The sequence below is a fragment of the Kitasatospora sp. NPDC101235 genome, assembly GCF_044767505.1.
Lineage (GTDB): Bacteria > Actinomycetota > Actinomycetes > Streptomycetales > Streptomycetaceae > Kitasatospora.
The window spans coordinates 56,170-76,567 of record NZ_JBIWNZ010000037.1; the positions used below are offsets into that span (position 1 = coordinate 56,170).

At 73.7% G+C, this 20,398-nt stretch carries 16 protein-coding genes and 2 pseudogenes; 9 read left to right on the top strand and 9 right to left on the bottom strand.

What is annotated here, in order from left to right; translation table 11 throughout:
• Nucleotides 1–54 precede the first annotated feature (54 nt).
• The 3 genes from ACIRRH_RS38300 (at nucleotide 55) to ACIRRH_RS38310 (ending at nucleotide 3,703) form a co-directional block, all read left to right on the top strand.
• Nucleotides 55–1,419: a cytochrome P450 gene (locus ACIRRH_RS38300; protein ID WP_403077001.1), complete on the top strand. Its 1,365-nt coding sequence runs from the start codon at nucleotides 55–57 to the stop codon at nucleotides 1,417–1,419.
• Nucleotides 1,420–1,450: 31 nt separating this feature from the next.
• Complete coding sequence (locus ACIRRH_RS38305) at nucleotides 1,451–2,440, top strand: pentalenene synthase (RefSeq protein WP_403077003.1); 990 nt, start codon at nucleotides 1,451–1,453, stop codon at nucleotides 2,438–2,440.
• Between the two features lie 63 nt (nucleotides 2,441–2,503).
• Nucleotides 2,504–3,703 (top strand): cytochrome P450, encoded by a 1,200-nt coding sequence (locus tag ACIRRH_RS38310; RefSeq protein ID WP_403077006.1) that lies wholly within the window; start codon nucleotides 2,504–2,506, stop codon nucleotides 3,701–3,703.
• Nucleotides 3,704–3,734: 31 nt separating this feature from the next.
• On the opposite strand, the gene ACIRRH_RS38315 is transcribed toward ACIRRH_RS38310, so the two are convergent.
• Both ACIRRH_RS38315 and ACIRRH_RS38320 read right to left on the bottom strand, forming a co-directional pair.
• On the bottom strand, nucleotides 3,735–5,018 hold the full coding sequence (locus ACIRRH_RS38315; protein WP_403077008.1) for an MFS transporter: 1,284 nt from the start codon (nucleotides 5,016–5,018) through the stop codon (nucleotides 3,735–3,737).
• 38 nt (nucleotides 5,019–5,056) lie between these two features.
• Nucleotides 5,057–5,206, bottom strand: a pseudogene (locus ACIRRH_RS38320) (transcriptional regulator); the annotation flags it as partial.
• A gap of 147 nt (nucleotides 5,207–5,353) precedes the next feature.
• Between ACIRRH_RS38320 and ACIRRH_RS38325 the strand changes: the two are divergent.
• Nucleotides 5,354–5,806 carry a hypothetical protein gene (locus ACIRRH_RS38325; RefSeq protein WP_403077009.1) on the top strand — a complete coding sequence of 151 codons (453 nt, stop codon included), beginning with the start codon at nucleotides 5,354–5,356 and terminating at the stop codon, nucleotides 5,804–5,806.
• A 19-nt stretch (nucleotides 5,807–5,825) separates the two neighbouring features.
• Here the strand turns inward: ACIRRH_RS38325 and ACIRRH_RS38330 are convergent, their stop codons facing one another.
• From ACIRRH_RS38330 to ACIRRH_RS38340, 3 genes are all read right to left on the bottom strand, one after another.
• On the bottom strand, nucleotides 5,826–6,746 hold the full coding sequence (locus tag ACIRRH_RS38330; protein ID WP_403077012.1) for a transglutaminase-like domain-containing protein: 921 nt from the start codon (nucleotides 6,744–6,746) through the stop codon (nucleotides 5,826–5,828).
• 135 nt (nucleotides 6,747–6,881) lie between these two features.
• Entirely contained in the window at nucleotides 6,882–9,716 is a 2,835-nt protein-coding gene (locus tag ACIRRH_RS38335; RefSeq protein WP_403077015.1) for a poly(A) polymerase, read from the bottom strand.
• Nucleotides 9,716–11,461: an RNA ligase family protein gene (locus ACIRRH_RS38340; protein WP_403077018.1), complete on the bottom strand. Its 1,746-nt coding sequence runs from the start codon at nucleotides 11,459–11,461 to the stop codon at nucleotides 9,716–9,718. The genes ACIRRH_RS38335 and ACIRRH_RS38340 overlap by 1 nt, the downstream gene beginning before the upstream one ends.
• A gap of 209 nt (nucleotides 11,462–11,670) precedes the next feature.
• Here ACIRRH_RS38340 and ACIRRH_RS38345 point away from each other — a divergent pair, with 209 nt between their 5' ends.
• Nucleotides 11,671–12,456 (top strand): class I SAM-dependent methyltransferase, encoded by a 786-nt coding sequence (locus ACIRRH_RS38345; protein ID WP_403077020.1) that lies wholly within the window; start codon nucleotides 11,671–11,673, stop codon nucleotides 12,454–12,456.
• Nucleotides 12,457–12,473: 17 nt separating this feature from the next.
• Here ACIRRH_RS38345 and ACIRRH_RS38350 read toward each other — a convergent pair whose 3' ends face one another.
• A complete protein-coding gene (locus ACIRRH_RS38350) occupies nucleotides 12,474–12,869 on the bottom strand; it encodes a metalloregulator ArsR/SmtB family transcription factor (protein ID WP_224282966.1) in 396 nt (131 codons plus the stop codon).
• 98 nt (nucleotides 12,870–12,967) lie between these two features.
• On the opposite strand from ACIRRH_RS38350, the gene ACIRRH_RS38355 reads away from it, so the two are divergent.
• Complete coding sequence (locus ACIRRH_RS38355; protein ID WP_403077023.1) at nucleotides 12,968–14,956, top strand: heavy metal translocating P-type ATPase; 1,989 nt, start codon at nucleotides 12,968–12,970, stop codon at nucleotides 14,954–14,956.
• Nucleotides 14,953–15,081: pseudogene (locus ACIRRH_RS38360) on the top strand ((2Fe-2S) ferredoxin domain-containing protein); the annotation flags it as partial. The gene ACIRRH_RS38355 and the pseudogene ACIRRH_RS38360, both read left to right, overlap by 4 nt.
• Nucleotides 15,082–15,233: 152 nt before the next feature.
• Here the strand turns inward: ACIRRH_RS38360 and ACIRRH_RS38365 are convergent.
• From ACIRRH_RS38365 to ACIRRH_RS38375, 3 genes are all read right to left on the bottom strand, one after another.
• Nucleotides 15,234–16,526 (bottom strand): cytochrome P450, encoded by a 1,293-nt coding sequence (locus ACIRRH_RS38365; protein WP_403077026.1) that lies wholly within the window; start codon nucleotides 16,524–16,526, stop codon nucleotides 15,234–15,236.
• A gap of 517 nt (nucleotides 16,527–17,043) precedes the next feature.
• Nucleotides 17,044–18,000: a M56 family metallopeptidase gene (locus tag ACIRRH_RS38370; RefSeq protein WP_403077029.1), complete on the bottom strand. Its 957-nt coding sequence runs from the start codon at nucleotides 17,998–18,000 to the stop codon at nucleotides 17,044–17,046.
• Nucleotides 18,001–18,010: 10 nt separating this feature from the next.
• Nucleotides 18,011–18,415 (bottom strand): BlaI/MecI/CopY family transcriptional regulator, encoded by a 405-nt coding sequence (locus ACIRRH_RS38375; RefSeq protein ID WP_403077032.1) that lies wholly within the window; start codon nucleotides 18,413–18,415, stop codon nucleotides 18,011–18,013.
• Nucleotides 18,416–18,480: 65 nt separating this feature from the next.
• On the opposite strand from ACIRRH_RS38375, the gene ACIRRH_RS38380 reads away from it, so the two are divergent.
• A complete protein-coding gene (locus tag ACIRRH_RS38380) occupies nucleotides 18,481–19,293 on the top strand; it encodes an ABC transporter ATP-binding protein (RefSeq protein ID WP_403077034.1) in 813 nt (270 codons plus the stop codon).
• 2 nt (nucleotides 19,294–19,295) lie between these two features.
• Nucleotides 19,296–20,398: ABC transporter permease (locus ACIRRH_RS38385; protein ID WP_403077036.1), on the top strand; the 1,103-nt coding region annotated here is incomplete at its 3' end.

Genomic DNA, 20,398 nt, shown 5'->3' on the forward strand with positions numbered 1-20,398 from the left:
ACGTTCCATTGTAGGGCGGGTTTTCGATCCGAGACTTCAGGGAGGTGCAGGGCTGTGCGTTCCATCACCGCTCCCGTGGCGCCGGGGCGCTTTCCGCTGCTCGGCCACCTGCCACAGCTGGCCGTCAAACGGGTGGAGTTCCTGCAGTCGGTCAGGGCGCAGGGCGACATCGTCAGGATATTCCTGGGGAGTCGGCCGGTGTTCGTCCTGAACTCGCCGCAGGCCGTCCACGACGTTCTCCTGACGCAGAGCAGGAAGTTCGGCAAAGGACTGCTGTTCGACGTCGCGCGGCCTTTCATCGGGAACGGCATCATCACCTCCGAGCGGGATTTCCACCTTCGCCAACGGCGGGCGCTGCAGCCGGCTTTCCGCCGGGACGGCATCGCCGCGTGCGTCGGCACGATGACCGACATCGCTGAGGAGCAGGTGTCGGCCTGGCGCCCCGGCGAGGTGATCGCCATGGACGTAGTGCTGCGCCGGATGATGACGGTCATGCTCGTGGCGACCCTGTTCAGCACCGAACGCCCGGACGGCGCAGACGCCGTCGCCGAGCTGGGCGAACGCGTCGCCGAGCACCTGACCACGGTGATGCGCGGGGTCTTCGTGGGCACCGTGCTGCCCGCTCCGATCGCATCCTCGCCCGCGCTGGGCCACCGCAGGTACCTGGCCGCGGCCGCGGCGCTTCGCGAGCTCGCGGACACCGCCGTCCGACAGGCCCGGCAGACCGGGCAGGAGAGGCAGGGCGGCACCGACCGCGGGGACCTGCTGTCGATCATGTTCGCCGGAACTCCGGGCAACCCGCGGGGAATGACCGACGTGGAGGCCCGCGACGAGCTGTTGTCCCTGCTCATGGCCGGCGCCGAGACCACGTCCACCACACTGGCCTGGGCGCTCCACGAGATCGGCCGGCGTCCGGAGCTCACCGAGCGGATCAGGACCGAGTGCGAAGCGCTGCCCGCCGGCGCCCTGCCCGGCGTGGCGACGCTCCCGTTCACCGAGCGCTTCCTCCGAGAGGTGCTGCGGCTGCACCAGCCCAGCTGGCTGCTCATGCGGCGCGCCCTGGAGCCGGTGCGGGTCTGCGGGGTCGACCTCCCGCAGGGGGCCGAGCTGATCTACAGCGCGCTGGCGATGCACCGGGACCCGGCGTACTACCCGGACCCGCTGCGGTTCGACCCGGACCGGTGGCTCGACCGTACCGAGAAGGACCTTCCGCCGGGCGCCTACGTCCCGTTCGCGCTGGGCAACCGGAAGTGCATCGGGGACCACTTCGCGATGACCGAGATGCTGGTCGTGCTCCGCTCGATCGTCTCGCGGTGGCGGCTGCGGCCGGTCGAGGGGCACCGGGTCCGCCCCGTGGTCCACGCGCTGATCCGGCCCAACGCGCTGCCCATGCGCGTCTCACCCTGGCCGGCCGACTGAACCGGCCCCGTTCCCGAAGGTGCGCCACACCATGACATCGACGGCAGAGCCCTTGTCCGCGGATCCGGGGACACCGGCCCAGGCCCCGGCCCTCGACTCCGTTCCGTTTCCGCGCCGGATCAGCCCGGACTTCCGGGCCGCCCACGACCGCCACCTCGGCTGGCCGGAGTCCTTCGGCTTCCTGTCCACGGAAGCGGAGCGGGCCCACCACCTCAAGGGCCAGTTCCCGCTGATCGCGGCCATGTTCTATCCGAACGCGACCGGCAGCGAACTGGACATCGGAGTCGACCAGCAGAGCTGGTACTTCCTGTTCGACGACGCGCTCGACGAGCAGTGGGGCGGGTCGCCCGAGCGGGTCCGCCACCTCGTCGGACTCGTCAAGGAGGGCGTCACCGGCGAGGCGTCCCCGCTGCCGCTGGCCGGGGCCTTCGCCGACATGCGACGGCGCAGCTGCCGCGACATGCCTGCGGACTGGATCCAGCGATCGGCGGCCCACTGGTCCTCCTACCTCGACCACCACGTCCACGAGGCGCGCAGCCGGCAGGCCGGCACGCCCATGTCGCTGGGCACCTACCTGCGGGTCCGGCGCCACACCATCGGCGTGGCACCGGTCGTCGACCTCGCCGAGCGGCTGTCCTCGTGCGTCCTGCCGGACCACCTGTACGCGCTGCCGCACCTGTCGGTCATGCGCGAGATGACGAAGACCTTCATCATCTGCGACAACGACATCGTCTCCCTGGACAAGGACGCGGCCCTGGGGGAGCAGAACAACCTGGTGCTCTGTCTGGAACGGGAGCACGGGCTCTCCCGGCCGGAAGCCGTCGACCGGGCGCTGCACCGCCGCAGCGAAGCCCTGGAGCTGTTCACCAGTGCCCACCGGGCCCTGCTCGGCACCGCGGCGACCGGCCACCTCGACCCGGCCGAACGCGACCTGCTGCACCGATACTGCACGGAGGCGCTGCAAACCACCATCCGCGGCGCTTACGACTGGCACCACGCCTCCACCCGGTACCGCGGGTAGGCCCTGCCCGCCCCGTTCCACGACCCGCGTTCCCAGGACCGACACAGCTGAGGAGCCCGCACCATGCCCGATCGCCGCTCGGCGTCCTTCGTCGCCTCCGAACGGGACCGGACCTGCCCGTTCGACCCGTCGCCGGACCTGCGCCGGATGCGAGAGGAGAACGGCCTGCCGCGGCTGCGGGTGTCCCATCCGGTGCGCGGCGAGATCGAGGCCGTCGTCATCACCAGGTACGGCGACGTCCGGGCCGCCTTCGCGGAGGAGCGCCTGGTCACGGGCAACGGCATCGACCCGTCGCTGCCGCGCACCCTGTTCAACCACCCGGGCTTCCTGCCCGCCTACAGCGGCCCGGAGCACGTCCGCCTGCGCCGGATGCTCACCGGCAGCTTCACCGTCCGTCAGGTCGAGCAACTGCGGCCCGCGATCGAGACGATCGTCTCCGACCATCTCGACGCGATGGCGGAGCAGGGGCCGGGCGTCGATCTGGTCGAGGCGTTCGCCCTGCCCATCCCGTCGCTGGCGATCTGCGAACTGCTCGACGTCCCGTACGGGACCCGGGCGATGTTCCAGCGCTGCTCCCAGGTGATCATGGACGGTACCGTCGATGCCGAACAACTGGTCGCCGCCTCGGCCGAGTTGAACGCGGCCATGGCGGACATCGTCGCGCGCAACCGGGCCGTTCCCGGGGGCGGCGTGCTGGGTGCGGTCGTGCGGCAGCACGGCGCGGAGCTCACCGACGAGGAGCTCGTCGGTTTCGGCACCACCCTCCTGGTCGGGGGACACGAGACCACCGCGACCATGCTCGCCCTGAGCGTGCTGGCCCTGCTCCGCCATCCGGAGCAGCTCGCCGCAATGCGCGACGACCCGGCGGTCACCGGCACGGCCGTCGAGGAACTGCTGCGCCATCTCGCCATCCCCGCGCCGCTCCTGCGCACCGCCGTGGCCGACGTCGAGATCAACGGCCACCGGATCGCCGAGGGCGAGCACGTCCTGCTCTCCCCGCTGACCGCGAACCGCGACCCCGAACTCGCCCCCGAGCGCCCCGACGACCTCGACCTGCACCGCCGCCCGGTCGCCCAGCTGTCCTTCGGCTTCGGCGCCCACCAGTGCCTCGGGCAGCAACTGGCCCGGCTGGAACTGAAGATCGCCCTGCCGGCCCTGTTGCGGCGCTTCCCCGACCTGCAGCTCGCCGTCCCCGAAGCCGGCCTCCGTTTCCGTGAGGGCTCGACGGTCTACGGTGTGGAGGCGCTCCCGGTCGCCTGGTGACCGGCACCCTGCGCACGCCCGGTGGGGGAGCTCAGCGGGAGGCCGCGCGGGGGAGTTCGGCGCGGCGGACGGCGGGGGAGGCGAGGGCCAGGGCGGCGCCGAGGCAGGAGAGGGCGCCGCAGCCGACGAAGACCGGGGCGGTGCCCCAGGCAGCGATGGCGGCGCCGACCAGCGGGTAGCCGAGCGGGGCGAGGCCGACCACGGTGAGCATGATGACCGAGGTGACCCGGCCCAGGTAGGCGGGGTCGGCGGTGGTCTGGATGAGGGTGCTGTCCAGGCTTCCGAAGACGCCCGCGGTGAGGCCGACCAGGGCGGCGAGGAGGGCGGTGGTCCACAGGTGCGGGACCAGCGCCATGGCCGCCGCGCCGACGCTGCCCGCCAGCAGGGTGCCGGCCATGGTCAGGCCGGCCCGGGGAAGCCGTCCGACGACGGCGAGCAGCGCGGCGCTCGCGGCGGCCCCGCCGCCGAAGCAGCTGACGATCCAGCCGTAGCCGGACGGGCCCCAGCCGCGTTCGGCGTTGAGCAGCACCAGGCCGACGTTGAGGGTGCCGGTGAGACCGAGTTCGCAGACGGCTCCGGCTGCGACCAGCGGGCCGATCAGGCGGTGGCGGCGGATGTAGCGCAGCCCGTCGAGGAGGTCGGCGCGCGCGGTGCCGGGCCGGGACGGGGCGTCGCCCGGAGGGGCTTCGCGAGGGCTGATCCGGACGGAGAGCAGGAGCGGCAGGGAGAGCGCGAAGAGCAGGCCGGCGGTGGCGAAGGCGGCGGCCGGGCCGCCCAGGCCCATGGCCAGGCCGCCGAGCGGCGCTCCGGCGATCTGGCCGAGGCGCATCGACAGCGAGCGCAGGCCGGTGACCCGGGCCAGTTGGTCGGGGCTGGCGATCCGGGGCGGGAGAGCGCCGACGGCGGGGACGAACAGCGCGTCCACGGCGCCGAAGACGAGCGCCACCGCGACCAGCAGCCAGAGCGCGGGCGTGGTCAGCGCGATGGCGGCGGCCACGGAGAGGATGAGCAGGCAGCGCACCGTGTCGCTGCCGAGGATCACCCGGCGCGGGTCGAGCCGGTCGGCCAGGACGCCGCCGCCGAGCATGAGCAGGGCGCGCGGGGCGGCCCCGGCGGCCATGACCAGCCCGACCTCGGCGGGGCCGGCGGACCGCTGGGCGGACCAGCCGAGGGCGGCGAAGTACACGCTGTCGCCGATCAGCGAGGCGGTGTACGCGGTGAGCCAGCGCAGTACGTTGCCGTCGGGGTGGGCGGGCGGCGCGGCGGCCCGGTGGGGGATGGTCCGGGGAGGGAGGGGCGGTTCCGCGAGGGTCATGAGGGACTCCGGCGGTCGGGGACACGGCGGCGCCGGTGTCAGGGGCGGAAGGGGAACCCGTACAGGTGGACGGACACGTGCTCGCGGCCCGTGGTGTCGCCGGCCGCCCCGGCGGTCTTGCCGCGTTCCCGCCAGCGCCGGGCGAGGTCCTGCAACTCCTCTTCCATCTCGGCGAGTTCGGCCGCGGTTCGGATCCTCGGGGCGGTGTGACAGGACACGCTTGCCGGTCACGGGACAGGTTTGCCGGGCACTGTTCCGTCCCGGCGAAGCCTGACCGGTGTTCCGGGTCGAAACCTGGATGCGCTTCCATCGGGGCATCTGCCATCCTCGGCCGCATGCCAGCCCGTAACCGCCGACTGCCGCGCGATCTGGCGTGGCCGCTCACCCCGAATGACATCCGCACCGTCCTCGGCGCGCAGGAGACGGATGCCGCCGACCTGGATTTCGGCAACCGCCCGTGGGAGGACGGGACTGCGCTGCACGTCGAGTGGGTTCCGCGCCTCTCCTCCAGCTACGGCGGCGGTATCCATCCCAGGTGGTGGTGCACGGTACGGATCAGTGTCGCCCCGCTCCCGGCCGCCGAACGGGCTGCGGCCCGACACGTCCTGCGGCAGAGCGCGCTTCCCGAACTCGCGGCCTGGATCGGTGCCGCCCGGCACGCGTCGGAAACCTGGACCCTGTCCCGGCACAGTCGCTCCTGGCGGCCCGAAGGCAGCAGCACTGCCCACCGCGACGACCAGCAGCCCTACCTTTCCGGGGCAAGGAGTCTGGGACCGCGAACGCGATAGCCGGACTGCTCGTCGAGGGTCAGCGCAGGGTGACCTCGCGGGGGCCGTTGAAGGGGGCCAGGGACAGGACGGTCTTCGGGGTGCGCAGGGCATCGTGTTCGGTGAAGAGGCGGCGGACCGCGGGCAGGTCGATCGGGCCGACCGTCAGCTGGGCGACCTCGTCGTACGGGGTGTGGGGCGTGTTGGTGGAACCCGTGCCCCAGGTGTCCCAGAGGAGGGTCTCGACCTTGTTCAGGGCGGCGAGGTCGAGCCGGGTGGAGTGGGCGACGAACCACTCGCCGTTGAGCGGGCCCTCCTCCGGCGGGTGGACGCCGAAGGAGGAGGCGGCGGCCCGGCCGGAGCGGATCGTGCGCCAGGCCCGGCCGGCGACCAGGAAGCGGTCGCGCGGGACGTCCATCGGGTCGAAGTCCACCCGCCAGGCGGCGGCGACCCTCGGATCGGCCAGCTGCGGGTCGGCGAGCAGCCAGCCGCGTCGGTCGTCCCAGTACTCGGTGGCCACGTGGTCGCCGTGGAAGCCGTCCGGGCCCAGGTAGTCGGCGAAGCCGCAGCGCAACCGGGCCGGGACGCCGACGTGGCGAAGGAAGGAGCAGTGCAGCAGGGCCAGGTCCCGGCAGACGCCGACGAAGCGGTCGGCGGGCGCCCGTGGATGGTTCAGCGGGGCCGGGTTGCGGTCGGTGATCAGGTGCAGGATGTCGTCGAGGTAGCGCGTCTCGGCGTCGTGGTGGAGCCGGTCGGCCGGGATGGGATGGTGGAACAACCCGCCTTCGAAACGATGGATGATCAGGTTGCGGGCGATCCGGGCGAGTTGGCTCGGACCGCCGGGGAGATCGGCGTAACGGGGGAGGTGGGCGCCGGGGTCGGAGAACACGCTCTGACCGAGGTAGAAGGCGGGGAAGTCAGCGGAAGGCACGGGGGAACTCCCATGGGGCTTCGGCCGCATGATCGATGGCTGGGCCGCTGGTCCTCACCGTGGCAAATTTTGGGGGTGGTTGTCCAGAAGAGCCCGATGGGCAGGGGTGGTTCGGTGGATCGGCGTGGTTCGGTGGGTGGGGGTGGTCCAGTTGATCGGGGTGGTTCAGCGGGACGGGGTGGGGACGCCGCCGCCGTCGACGTGCTCGACCCGGACGCCGGGCAGGGAACGGGACCAGGCCTTGGCGAGCGGGGCGAGCCGGGCGGCGGGGAGCGGAGCGGGGCCGAGGCCGATCGGGAGGTGGGCGCGGCCGTCGGCGGTCCGGCACGGGTGGGGCCAGGCGTGCAGCCTGGTGGCCCCGGCCTCCTCCAGGGCGGTCAGCAGGGCGCGGATGCGGCCCCGGACGAGGCCGAGCGACTCCTCGTCGGTGCTGACCACGGCCCAGGCGGCGTGCCGACGGTGCAGCGGGGGAGCGGCGAGCAGGGCGGGCCAGGGGTCTTCGCGGCCTTCGGCGCTCTCGGTGGTCAGTTCCCAGGCGTGGAAGAGCTCCTCGGTGAGCAGGTCGCGGGTGTCGGCGCTGACCTGGGTGGTGCAACTGCGGACCGGGGCGGAGGGGGTGAGGACGGTGAGCGGGCCGGACGGGGGAGGCGTCGGGGCGGTGGTGAGGGCGACGGGCCGGCGCCAGTCCCAGCCGGCCCAGGTCTCGGTGAAGCGCTGGAAGAGGTCGTCCTCGGGGCCGCCGGTCGCGTCCAGGACCGTCCGGGCGGCCAGCACCGACCAGGCGAGCGAGGGGACGTGGCCGAAGGGCGCGGAGTCCAGGCCGCGCGCCCGCGCCCAGGCCTTGACCTGGCGCGCCAGCCGGACGAAGGTGGCGTGCCGGGCGCCGAGCGCCGCCAGGATCGCCTCGGCGTCCGTGACCGCGCTCAGCGCGACGGCTTCCGCCTCGCCCAACTCCGCACGGCGGTCGACGGCTTGGGCCGGGTCGAGCGGACCGGTGAAGACCACCACGAGGTCCACCGTCAGGCCCTCGGCGGTCAACCGCAGTCCCGGCACCCGGGCACCGCGCACCTCGTGCAGCCGCCGGGCCTCCGGCAGCGCGGCGGCCACCCGGGCGCGGACGGCGGGCAGGTCGGCGGGGCCGGGCAGCGCCGCCACCAGGTCCAGGTCGGCGCCGTCCAGCTGGCAGCCGAGCCGCCGGGAGCCGACGGTGTGCACCACGCCCTCGGGCAGGGCAGCCGCGATGCGGCGGGCCAACGCCCGGGCGGCGGCGGTTCGTCGAGCCGGCTCCGGGGCCGGCGAGGCGATCGGCTGCTCGGGCACCGCCCGCGTCCCGCCCGTCCCCAGCGAGACCACCGCGCGCGGGCGCATCGGCTCGGCGCCCCGGCGGGAGAGCACGACCAGCTCGCCGACCCGGGCCGGTAGCCCGGTGAGCCGGGCCGCGCAGTCGGCGGCCACGCGCTGCGGGTCGTCGCTGCGCCCGAGGGTCAGATGCGGGGTGAAGCCCTCCGCCCGGCCGCGGCAGCGGGGGAAGCGGCGCTCCAGCGCGTGCCGCAGCGCCGCCCAGGGCGTGGGGGAGGCGGCGGCCGGGTCCAGCCAGACGGTGGCGTCCTCGCGGTGCCCGAAGGTGTGCACGCCCTCCAGCCGCGCGGTGAACGGCGCGACCTCGGCGGCGGCCGCGGCCAGCAGCGGCAGGGCGCGGTCGAACTCGGACTCCGGGACGAAGCCGAACAGCAGGTTGACGTGCGGGGGCCAGCGGCGCAGCTGAGGGTCGTACGCCTCGCGCAGCCGCTGGATCGGCGGCCACAGTTCCTCGGGCGGCAGCCAGGCGACGGCGGTGCGGGCGCTGGGTGCGGCGGCGAGGACCTCGGGTGCGCCGCCGCCGGCGTCGTCGCCGTCGAGGGTGAGGTCGACGGCCACGCCGTAGTGGTCGGAGGGCAGGAGTCCGTCCTCGGCCGGGCGGTCGCCGAGCAGGACGGCCGCGGTGGCGCGGGTGCCGCCGGCGCGGTGCAGGACGCGGTCCAGGCGGCCTGGGCGGCCGGTCAGCGAGGAGACCGCGGCGAGCGGGTTGGCCGTCGGGTCGAAGGTGGGGGTGTCGTCGGCCGGCCCGTGCACCTGCGTCCAGGCGTCCCGCAGGCCGAGCGCGGCGGCCGGGCCGGCCGGTCCGGAACGGCCGTCGTTGAAGTCGCCGAGCAGCAGCAGCTCGCCCTCGACTCCTGCCAACCCCTCGGCCAGTCTGGCGAGTTCGGCCCGGCGGCGGTCGGCGCCGTCGGGGGAGTGGTCGCTGCTGAGGTGCACGGCGGCGACGGTCAGCGGCGCGCCCGCCGTCCGTACCGACACGGCGGTGACGGCCTTGTGCGGGCCCAGCACGTGCCGCCCGGCCGCCGGCACCGGAAGCCGGCTGAGCAGCAGCAGGCCGTGATCGCCGACCTCCGGGCCGAGTGGGTCGGCGGCCAGGGTGTACCCGGCGCGGACCCAGGGGGCCGCCAGCAGCAGGGCGACCAGGGCGGGCTCGACCTCCTGGAGGGCGATGACGTCGGCGTCGGCGGCCGCCAGCGCGGCGAGCAGCAGCGGGCGGCGCCGGGCGGTGGCGATCCGGTCGGCGTCGTAGCGGTCCCACAGGGTGTTCCAGGTGACCACGCGCAGGGCGGCCGTGGTCGGGACGTCCCGGGTGGCGTCGGCGGGCCGCCAGCCGCCGTCCCGGTGCCAGGCGTACGGGGTGGTCGCGGTGAAGAAGGGCGTGGGCAGGAGGGGCGGGTCGGTGCGGCGCCCGGCCTCGGTGCTGTCGAGCAGGTCCACGCCCGAGGCGCGGTCCCAGACCCGTACGCCGTCCGCCTCGACCCAGTGCACCCGGTGCCAGGGGATCTCACCGGAGGCCGCGAAGGCCTCCAGTGGGACGCGCTCGGTGCGGTCGTCGCGCTGGCGCACGCCCAGGGTGAACCGGGCCGGGTCGAAGCGGGCGTCCCAGCGGATGCGCTGGCAGATCTGTTCGATGGGGCGCATCAGTCCTCCTGCTCGTCCAGCGTGCCCGCGGTGTCCTCCACGGTGCCACCGGGGCCGACGTACCAGGTGCGGTGCGCCTGGCCGGGGTAGGGCGGGCCGAAGCGGTGCAGCTGTGCGGTGAGCACCTCGGCGGGCACCGGGTGCGGCCGGACGGCGTTGCGGCGCAGGAGTTCGCCCTCGCCGACCACCGGCACCACCTGGGTGACCAGCGCGTCGCGGCGCTGCGCGACGGCGTGGACGTGGGAGCGCTGCCGGCCGTTGAGCGAAGTGGCGTCCCAGACGACGGTGGCGCCGGTGGTGTCTCCGGCGGCCAGGGCGGCGTCCAGCCGGGCCAGCCCTTCGCGCAGCACCTCGGCGTTGTCGCGCTGGTCGCTGCGCGAGCCCCGGGCGGCGCGCAGGTCGTCCAGACTGATCCTGGCGGCCACGCCGGTGAGCCCGGCCGCGAAGCTGCTCTTGCCGCTGCCGGAGGGGCCGCACAGGTGGACCAACCGGGGGAAGAGGCCGTCGCGCCAGCGCCAGGTGGCCGCCACGGCCTCCTCGGCGGTGGCGATCCGGCCGAGCGCGTACGCCTCACGGGCCTGGGCCCAGCAGCGGTCGGCGGCGTCGCGGTCCAGGCCGGCCAGTGCCTCGTGCAGCTCGGTCCGCAACCGGGCGAGCGGTGCCTCGTCGAGCAGCCCGGCGTCCTCGGCGTGCAGCGCAGACCAGGCGACCTGCTCGCGCTCCTCCCGTCCCGGGGCGGCGGTCGCGGCGACGGCGTGCAGCACCCCGAGGTCGGCGGCGGCCGAGAGCCGGACCAGCCCGGCGCGGCGCTCCTCGTCCGGGTGCGGCTGCTGGAGGGCGGGGTGCAGCCCGACCAGGTCGGCGACCCGTCGGGCGAGCGGCAGGCCGAGCGGGCCGGCCAGCCGCGGCGCCAGCGACTGGCGGCGGGCGGTGCGCAGCGCGGTGGCGAGCACGCCGGCGAGCCGGCTGTCCCCGCCCCGGCCCAGTTCGTCCAGCCGGGCCGAGACCTCGGCCAACTCCTCTGCTGAACAGTCGAGTTCGGGAAGGTTCAGGGCGGCCGCGAGGGCGGCAGGTTCGGGTAGCGCACCGGAGCGTACGGCCCAGAGCGCGGAGCTCGGGCCGAGCCCGTTCTCCACCACCGCGGCGTGCATCCAGTGGGTGCCGGTGCGCACGTGCCGCGGGCGGACCCACTTGGCGACCCGCTCGCCAAACTCGGCCCGGGGGAAGCCCCGGACCGTCCGCACCACGTACCCCTCCTGCCGGTCGAGGTCCAACCGCAGGGCGCGCAGGGCCCGTTCGTCGTAGCGGCCGCGCCACAGCACCCGAGGGGCGGGGATGCCGAGGCGGCGCAGGAAGCGGACGGTGTCGTCCCAGTCCAGGCAGCGGTCCTGGCCGGCGGGCCCGGTCGTCCAGACCGAGAAGCCGTAGAACCAGCTCTCCAGGTCGGTGTACGGGATCGAGTGCCGGGCGAACAGGTTCTCGCCGCAGATCCGCCAGCCGTCCGGGATGCGTGGGGCGATCCGGCCCTGGAGGCCCTTCACCCAGGCACGGGAGGAGTGGTGGCCGGAGTCCAGCGAGCGGGCGTGCAGGCCGTCGCGGTAGAGCGTGGTGTTCTCGCCGTCGAGCTTCTCGGTGACGACGACCTCGGCGCCGGCCAGCGCGGACAGGTCCCCGGTCCGTACGTCGTCCGCCGCGGCGCCCGGTGACCAGGGCAGATGCGGCGTCCGGGGGTAGTGCACACGCATGTCCGGCTCCCTGGGCGTTCTTGATCCGGCGGCCACTGTAGGAGCGGCCGCGAAGCCCCGGCCACCGATTAAACGGGGCTGGTGAGGGTGCCCCTCGGCAGCTGAGGGGCCAGAGCGACACGCGGGCAGCAACGTCCCTGCACCCCCGTGCCGCGCCCGCGCGGTGCAATGGCGCCACCCGACACGCCGTCAACAGGGGAGGCCGACAGGTGGAGACGAGGGCGCAGGACGCGGACCCGGTCCGGGTGCTGGACGTGGCGAGCGCCGACTACCGCCGGGCGTTCGAACTGTTCCTCGCCGGCACGGACGAGAAGCGGATCACCCACACCTGGCTGGGCGAGATCGCGGACGCCCTGCCGCACCGCCGCGTCCTGCTGGACCTCGGCGCGGGAGACGGCCGCACCACCGCCTACCTGAGCCGCTCCTTCGACCGGACGATCGCGGTGGAGCCCAGCGCCGCGATGCGCGAGAAGCTCGGTACGGCCTGCCCCGAGGCCCTGGTCCTCCCGGAGCCGCTCGACCGGGTCCGCCCGCCCGAGCAGGGCGACCTCGTCCACCTCTCCCACGTGCTCTACTACGTGCCCGAGGCGGACTGGCTCGGCACCGTCACCCGCGCCCTGGACTGGACGGCCCCCGGCGGCACCCTCCTGGTCGTGCTCCAGAACCCGGAGAGCCCCTGCATGCGGATGGCCGCGCACTTCACCGGCGTCCGCTACGACCTCGGCCCGCTCGCCGACCGCCTGCGTGAACGGCACCCGGAGCACGGCTACGCCCTCGAAACCCTCGACCTCCACTACCGCACGCCCCACCTCGCCGAGGCGGTGGACGTCGCCGAGTTCATGGTCAACGTCGCCGACCTGGCCTCCCTCGACCCGCGCCCCTCCCGTGCGGCCCTGACCGCCTACGTCCAGGACCACTTCGCGCTCCCCGCCGACGGCTACGCCATCGGCCACACCCAGGACATGCTGATCGTCCGCCGCGCCGCCCAGGTCTGAACCGCCGCTGCGGGCGGTCAGTGCGTCGGGCCCTGGACCGCTTCGTCCTCGTCCTGCATGTCGGCGGCATCGCTGAGACCGAGGCGCAGGTGCTCGATGTGGTAGACGGCCTGGTCGAGGAGTTCGGCGACGTGGTTGTCGTAGAGCGCGTAGACGACCGAGCGGCCCTGGCGGGTGCCGACGACGAGGCCGAGGTTGCGGAGCAGTCGCAGTTGGTGGGAGCAGGCGGACTGCTCCATGCCGACCTCGGTGGCGAGTTCGGTGGCGGCGCAGGGGCCCTCGCGCAGGCGGGAGAGGATCAGCAGGCGGGAGGGGGTGGCCAGGGCCTGCAGGGTGGTGGCCACCCGGGCGGCGCTGGCTGCGTCCAGGCGCGTGCGCGGGACGGCGGTGGCGGGAGCGGCTCCATGACCCATGGGGGCAATACTACAACTCATAAATGAAGGAGCGTTCATATGTTCATGTATGGTGGATGGGTCGTCGGTCCTGCCCTGCCCTGAAGGGTTCCTCTGCCATGTCCTCCACCCTGATCGAGCGCCCCGCGCCCACGGCCGCGCCTCGTTCGGATGCCGCCCCGCGCCGCCGCACGCGGGTCTTCGCACTGCCCGAGGCCCGCTGGGCCGCCGCCGCGACGGTGCTGTTCCTGATCGCGCTGCCGCTCCAGCTGACCGGCGCCCCCGCCTGGGCCTGGGGCCCGCTGTACGCCCTCGCCTACGCGACCGGCGGGTGGGAGCCGGCGTGGGCGGGGTTGCAGGCGCTGCGCGAGAAGACCCTCGACGTCGACCTGCTGATGATCGTCGCCGCGCTCGGGGCCGCGGCGGTCGGGCAGGTGATGGACGGCGCGCTGCTGATCGTCATCTTCGCCACCTCCGGCGCCCTGGAGGCGCTGGCCACCGCCCGTACCGCCGACTCGGTGCGCGGACTGCTCGACCTCGCCCCGGCCACCGCCACCCGGCTGCTGCCCGACGGCGGCGAGGAGACCGTGCCCACCGAGGAGCTCGCGGTCGGTGACACCGTCCTCGTGCGTCCCGGTGAGCGGATCGGTGCCGACGGCAAGGTTCTCGACGGTGCGAGCGAGGTCGACCAGGCCACCATCACCGGCGAGCCGCTGCCCGTGGCCAAGGAGACCGGGGACGAGGTCTTCGCCGGAACCCTCAACGGCAACGGCGCACTGCGGGTCCGGGTCGATCGGGACGCCTCCGACTCGGTGATCGCCCGGATCGTCGCCATGGTCGAGGAGGCCTCCGAGACCAAGGCGCCCACCCAGCTCTTCATCGAGAAGGTCGAACAGCGCTACTCGATCGGCATGGTCATCGCGACTCTCGCCGTCTTCGCCGTCCCGCTCGCCTTCGGCGCGGCCTTCACCGGCTCGCTGCTGCGCGCGATGACCTTCATGATCGTCGCCTCCCCGTGCGCGGTGGTGCTGGCCACCATGCCGCCGCTGCTCTCCGCCATCGCCAACGCCGGACGCCACGGCGTGCTGGTGAAGTCCGCCGTCGTGATGGAGCGCCTCGGCCAGGTCGACGCCGTCGCGCTGGACAAGACCGGCACGCTCACGGAGGGCACCCCGCGCGTCACCGACGTCCGTCCCCTCACCGGTTCCGGCCTCACCGAGGAGGATCTGCTGGCGCTCGCCGCCGCGGCCGAGCACCCCAGCGAGCATCCGCTGGCCCGCGCCGTCGTCGACGCGGCCCGCACCCGGGGCCTCGCCCTGGCCGACGCCGAGCACTTCGCCTCCACCCCGGGCGTCGGCATCACCGCCACGGTCGAAGGCCGCACCATCGCGGTCGGTGCACCGACGCGGCTGATCAACGGCCGTACGGACGCGGCCTCCGCCCGCGCCGCCGTCATCGCCGCCGAGCTGGAGGAGGCCGGCCGCACCGCCGTCCTGGTGGAGGCGGACGGCGTCCCGGTCGGTGTGCTCGGGATCGCCGACCGGCTGCGCCCCGACGCCGCCGAGACCGTGACCGCCCTGACCGGGCTCACCGGCCGCACGCCCATGCTGCTCACCGGTGACAACCCGCGTGCCGCCGCCCACCTCGCGGCCGAGGTCGGCGTCACGGAGGTGCGGGCCGCTCTGCTGCCGCAGGACAAGGTCGCTGCCGTCCGCGAGCAGGCGACGGCCGGGCGCAAGGTGCTGGTGATCGGCGACGGCGTCAACGACGCGCCCGCGCTTGCCGCCGCCCACACCGGCATCGCGATGGGCCGGGCCGGCTCCGACCTGGCCCTGGAGACCGCCGACGCCGTGATCGTGCGCGACGAACTCGCCACCGTCCCCGCCGTGGTGGCACTCTCCCGGCGGGCCCGCGGCTTCGTGGTGCAGAACCTGGTGATCGCCTCGGTGTTCATCTCGGTGCTGGTCGTCTGGGACCTGGTCGCCACCCTGCCGCTGCCGCTGGGCGTGCTCGGCCACGAGGGCTCGACCGTGATCGTCGGCCTCAACGGCCTGCGGCTGCTGCGCGAGGCCGCCTGGACCAAGGCCCGTGCCGAGGGCGGCCGGTGAGCCGTCGAAGCAGGAAGGCCGTCGCCCCCGTGAAGGGGGCGGCGGCCCGGTGCACCGTCACCGTCTGCCGGGGCTGCTGCTGCGGCACCCCGAAGGTGCCCGGCGTGGACCACGCCGCCCGGCTCGAAGAAGGGGAGTAGCCCCGCGAACCGGTCGTCGACACACTGGAGTCATCCGCCTCCCGGTGGCCGGGCCCGCGCCCCGGTCCCGGCCCCGGCCGAGGACGACGAGGGCTGATCTCACACAGGGTGTGGCATCTCCGAGAGCAGGACCGCCCTCAGCCGCGCGAGGTGGCGCGCAGGCGCAGGCCTTCAGTGGCGAGACCTCCGAAGGTGGTGACCTGGTAGCCGGGTTCCGGTCCGGGCGGCTCGCTCACGTGGTAGCGGCGGGCGGTCTGCGCGGTCAGGAGCGTCAGCACGGCCATGGCCAGAGCTGCTCCCTCGCAGCCGTGCGGCCCGGTACCGAAGGAGAGGAAGGCCCCGGGTTTCGCCGGCGAGCCCGCATCGTCGAGCCAGCGTTCGGGCCGGAACCGGTCCGGTTCGGAGTGTTCCCGTGCGTCGCGGTGGGCGGTGTAGGGGCAGACGAGAACGGTGGACCCGGCGTCGATGGTGTAGCCGGCGAGCTGGGTCCGTTGGATGGCACGCCGGGTCAGGAGCCAGCTCGGGGGGTGCAGTCGGAGCACCTCGCGTACCAGTGCCTGGGTGTATCGCAGGCTGTCGAGGTGGGTGCTGGTCGTCGCGGCCGGGTCCGCGGGCAGCAGGGCGGCTTCTTCCGCGACGCGGGACGCCGCCTGCGGGTACCGGGCCAGGTGGAGCAGGATCCATCCGGCCGCCCGCGAAGGTGTCTCGAAGGTGGCGACGGTGATTCCGGGGAGACTGTCGAGGATGGCCTCTTCCGGCAGCAGGCCGTAGCGGGGGGAGGGCCGGAGCATCTGCCCCAGCACGTCGTCACCGAGGCGGCCCGATGAACGGCGCCGGCGGACGATGGGCCGCAGCGCGTCGGTGAAGGCGACTTGCTGTCGGGTGCGGAACCGTCGTGCCGGTGTGGGGATCCATCGCGGCCACACCCAGCGCGAGGGGCGTACGAGCAACTCCCGGGCCTGGAAGAGCTGTGAGGCCAAGGGCAGCAGGGTGGGTGCGTCCTCGGAGAAGAGGTACCGCACGCCGATCTCCGCCAGGGCGTGCCGGACCGGGGGCAGGATCTCGACGTCCTCGCCGGTGGGCCATTGGTCGGCGAATCGAGCGGTCCCTGGCGCGATCTCACCGATCCGGGCTGCGACCGCCTGGGGGCGTAGTCCGCGCATGCGCGCGGCGTGAGCGTTGGTCCGCTCCTCAGACGTCGGTGCTCCGCTCGCCCGCTTCAACGGCGGGAAGAGGGGCGAGGGTGGCTTGGGGAAGTCCTGCTCGCGGCGCAGGACTGCTTCGCACGGCCCGGTCGTAGCGGTGACGTAGACGCCCGGCTCCAGCTGCCAGACGTCTCCGCACTCGTCAGCGCCACGGCGCGCGACCGCCAGCCGGTCGCGGCTCCAGGCCGCGAAGCTGCCTTCGGGCAGCCGGGGTGGCTCGTTCATGCGGCCCATGAGATCGTCCCTGACCCTCTTACCCGTCCGGGCCGATGTCGTCGGCGGCGTGGACGGGAGCCGACGGACGCCCGAGGGCGTTCGCCGGCATTTCCGTCAGGTCCAGTCGTGTTCGCCGTACGCGCCGTAGTGGCGGGTGAAGAACAGCTTGCTGAGCAGCTTGGCAATCATGATGCGCTCCTCTCGCCTGGCTTCAGCACCAAGTGCCATATATCCCATACTTCCACATACGCCATATGTGTCATCTCCAGGGCATCGGTCGCACGCATGGATACCGGCGCGTGCTTGCGGGCCGGGTCCGCAGCCGGCCGACGCCGTCCTGGTGCCGGAGGCCAGTGCCGCCCCCGGCCTTGGGATATGGCGGCGCCGGCCACCTCGGGACCGAGGGGTATCGGAGCCCCTGAGGAACGGAGCAGTTTTCGTGCGAACCGGCAACCCCGGGCTTCGGGAGGGCGAGGTTCCCGAGCGATGGGCCCGGTACGGCTGAACGTCCTCGAACCGGGGTCCGTCAACTGCCCGTGGCCGCATGCTTGGCCAGCTCCAGGAGTGCCTCCAGGTCGTGGGCGGCCTCGGCCGCGCAGAGGGCGGTCGAGGCGGCGAGGCCGGCGAGAGTGGCGGCGGACCAGATGTGGTGGCGCGGGGCGGGGGAGAGCAGGGCGGTGACCCTGCGTGGCACGGCGCCGAGCGTGGCCGGGCGAAGGCGTCCGAGCAGGCCGAGGGCTGCTGCGGGGATGCGGCTGCGGGCCCGGGTGCGGCGGGCGGCGAGGGCGGCCTTGCCGACGGTGCGGGCGACCCGCTCGCGGTCGCCCACGGCTGCGACGGCGCTCTCGTCGGCCCAGCGCTCGACGGTGAAGGTGACGGTCGTGGCCAGCGGGCGCAGGACCGGGTTCGCGGCGGCGGCGAACTGGGCGAGGGCGACGAACAGGTAGTGGCGGTGGGTCAGGTGCGCGCGCTCGTGGGCGAGCAGGATCTGGTGCTCGACGGGGTCGAGGGCGTCCAGCATGCCGGTGGAGACGACGATCCGGCCCGGGCGCCCGGGGATGGCGTACGCCTCGGCGGCCGGGTCGTCGACGACGACGAGCTGGTCGCGGCCGGGCAGGCAGGCCGCCTCGCGCGCGGCTCGGGCAAGGGTGCGGGCACGCCGCCACAGCATCCGGCCCGCCAGTGTCGCCACGGCGGCGAGCAGTACACCGGCGAGCACGGCCATGGAGAACGACGCGGGGTCGTGGTGCTGGGCCGCGTACGGCGACCAGTGGTCCTGGGCGAGCCGGGCCAGGAGCGGGATGCGGATCAGGCCGGTGATCGCGAGCATGCCGAGGACCGCCGTGCTCCCGGTGGCGAGCACCAGGGCGCCGACGGCCAGCAGCCAAGTCGCCGGGCGGGGTGGCAGCTTCTCGCCGACCGGCCGGGCGACGAGTCCGGCGAGCAGAGGGAACAGCAGTGGCAGATAGACGGCGACGTGCACCCGGCGGGCCCTACTTCCCCGGTTCCAGGAGCCGGCGCAGGAAGTCCTCGTCGGCGTCGGAGAGTTCGTCGACGAAGCGGGTCAGGACGGCCTCGCGGTCGCTGCCGCCGTCCAGGACCCGGCGCATCGTGCGGGCTGTCATTCCCGAGTTGTCGGTGGCGGCGGTGTAGGCGAAGGCCCGGCCGCGCTTGGCGCGGCTCAGCAGGCCCTTGTCGTGCATGCGGGTGAGGGCGGTGACGACGGTGGTGTACGCCAGCCGGGCGTCGACCCGTTCGAGCACCTCGCCCGGGGTCAGCGCCTCCGGGGCCGCCTGCTGCAGGGCGGTGAGGACCTGGGCCTCCAGTTCGCCCCTGCCCCGTCCCGTGGCTGCGGTGGGTTCGTGTACGCCCACGGAGTTGGTCACCTCTCGTGTCATCTTCTACATTCCACGTAGAAGTTCTACGTTCTCTCGTAGAAGCTGCTGTCTGCCCAGAGTCTGCCATGCCCACGCGACCGACGCGTGCCGGGGCAGCGAACCCAGGAGGATGTGCGTTGAGCACAGCAACGTCGCAACAGGCCGTCGCGGCCCGTGCCGAGGGCCTGACCAAGGCGTACGGCTCCGGCGAGACCCGGGTGGTCGCCCTGGACGCGGTCACCGTGTCCGTGCCGCGCGGTGAGTTCGTCGCGATCATGGGTCCCTCCGGCTCCGGCAAGTCCACCCTGATGCACTGTCTGGCCGGGCTGGACACCGCGACCGGCGGGCAGGTCTTCATCGGTGACACCGAGACCACCCGACTCAGGGACAAGCACCTCACCCAGCTGCGCCGCGACAAGATCGGCTTCATCTTCCAGGCGTTCAACCTGCTGCCCACCCTGACGGCGCTGGAGAACATCACCCTGCCGATGGACATCGCCGGCCGCAAGGCGGACCAGGCCTGGGTGGACAAGGTCGTCGACACCGTCGGCCTGGCCGGGCGCCTCACGCACCGTCCGGCCGAGTTGTCGGGCGGTCAGCAGCAACGCGTGGCGTGCGCCCGCGCGCTGGCGAGCCAGCCGGAGATCGTCTTCGCGGACGAGCCCACCGGCAACCTGGACTCCCGGGCCGGCGCCGAGGTGCTCGGCTTCCTGCGCGCGTCGGTGGACGACCTCGGGCAGACCATCGTGATGGTCACCCACGACCCGGTCGCCGCCTCCTACGCCGACCGCGTCCTGTTCCTCGCCGACGGGCGGATCGTCGACGAACTGCTCGACCCGACGGCCGACTCCGTTCTCGACCGGATGCGCAAGTTCGACGGCGCCGGACGGACCAGCTGACGATGATCAAGGCCGGCATCCGCAACTTCCTCGCCCACAAGGGCCGCATGGCGCTGTCCACCCTCGCCGTCCTGCTCGGCGTGGCCTTCGTTTCCGGCACCCTGGTGTTCTCCGACACCATCAACGTCGCCTTCACCGACATCGCCGGCTCCACCGCCGCCGACGTCACGGTCAAGCCGAAGCAGGCCTTCACCCCCGAGGTCGAGGACCGCGGCCTGTCCGGCGAGACCCCGACCCTGCCCGCCGCCGCCGTCGCCAAGGTCGCCGCCGTCCCGGGCATCAAGGCCGCCCACGGCCAGGTGAGCCTGCAGAACCTCACCGTCGTCGACAAGGACGGCAAGCCCGTCGGCCCCACCACCGGCGCACCGACGCTCGGCCAGAACTGGTACGACGACCCCCAGGTCCACCTCGCCCAGGGCCACGCCCCCACCAAGGCCGGCGAGATCGTCCTCGACCAGGCCAGCGCCCGGCACAAGAACATCCGCCTCGGCGACCCGCTGCACATCCTCACCCCGGCCGGCTCCACTCCCGGCACGCTGGTCGGCACCGTCACCTTCGAGTCCGGCAACCCCGGCGTGACCATGGCCTACCTCGACACCGCCACCGCACAGAAGCAACTGCTCGGCAAGCCCGACCAGTTCACCGGCATCACCGTCGACACCGCCCCCGGCACCAGCCACACCGCCGCCCAGACGGCGATCAAGGCCGCGCTCGGCGACGGCTACTCGGTGGCCACCAAGGAACAGCAGGCCACCACCGCCGCCCAGCAGATCAGCTCCTTCCTCAGCGTGGTGACCACGGCCCTGCTCGGCTTCGCCGGACTCGCCGTCCTGGTCGGGATCTTCCTGATCCTCAACACCTTCTCCATGCTGGTCGCCCAGCGCACCCGCGAACTCGGCCTGCTGCGCGCCATCGGCGCCGGACGCGGCCAGGTGCTGCGGTCGGTGCTCACCGAGGCGCTGCTGCTCGGCGTCGTCGGTTCCACCCTCGGCCTCGGGGCCGGCATCGGCCTGGCGGCCGGCCTGAAGTCGCTGATCTCCGGCTTCGGCGTCGACCTGTCCGGCACCGCGCTGGTCATCAGCCCGGTCACCCCGATGGCGGCCTA

Coding starts and splice junctions, on each gene's coding strand:
- ACIRRH_RS38335 (WP_403077015.1), bottom strand. CDS start 9,716: ATGCGCCCCATCGAACAGATCTGCCAGCGCATCCGCTGGGACGCCCGC.
- ACIRRH_RS38355 (WP_403077023.1), top strand. CDS start 12,968: ATGTCCTCCACCCTGATCGAGCGCCCCGCGCCCACGGCCGCGCCTCGT.
- ACIRRH_RS38365 (WP_403077026.1), bottom strand. CDS start 16,526: ATGAACGAGCCACCCCGGCTGCCCGAAGGCAGCTTCGCGGCCTGGAGC.
- ACIRRH_RS38350 (WP_224282966.1), bottom strand. CDS start 12,869: ATGGGTCATGGAGCCGCTCCCGCCACCGCCGTCCCGCGCACGCGCCTG.
- ACIRRH_RS38325 (WP_403077009.1), top strand. CDS start 5,354: ATGCCAGCCCGTAACCGCCGACTGCCGCGCGATCTGGCGTGGCCGCTC.
- ACIRRH_RS38305 (WP_403077003.1), top strand. CDS start 1,451: ATGACATCGACGGCAGAGCCCTTGTCCGCGGATCCGGGGACACCGGCC.
- ACIRRH_RS38315 (WP_403077008.1), bottom strand. CDS start 5,018: ATGACCCTCGCGGAACCGCCCCTCCCTCCCCGGACCATCCCCCACCGG.
- ACIRRH_RS38340 (WP_403077018.1), bottom strand. CDS start 11,461: ATGCGTGTGCACTACCCCCGGACGCCGCATCTGCCCTGGTCACCGGGC.
- ACIRRH_RS38375 (WP_403077032.1), bottom strand. CDS start 18,415: ATGACACGAGAGGTGACCAACTCCGTGGGCGTACACGAACCCACCGCA.
- ACIRRH_RS38310 (WP_403077006.1), top strand. CDS start 2,504: ATGCCCGATCGCCGCTCGGCGTCCTTCGTCGCCTCCGAACGGGACCGG.
- ACIRRH_RS38380 (WP_403077034.1), top strand. CDS start 18,481: ATGCCCACGCGACCGACGCGTGCCGGGGCAGCGAACCCAGGAGGATGT.
- ACIRRH_RS38330 (WP_403077012.1), bottom strand. CDS start 6,746: ATGCGGCCGAAGCCCCATGGGAGTTCCCCCGTGCCTTCCGCTGACTTC.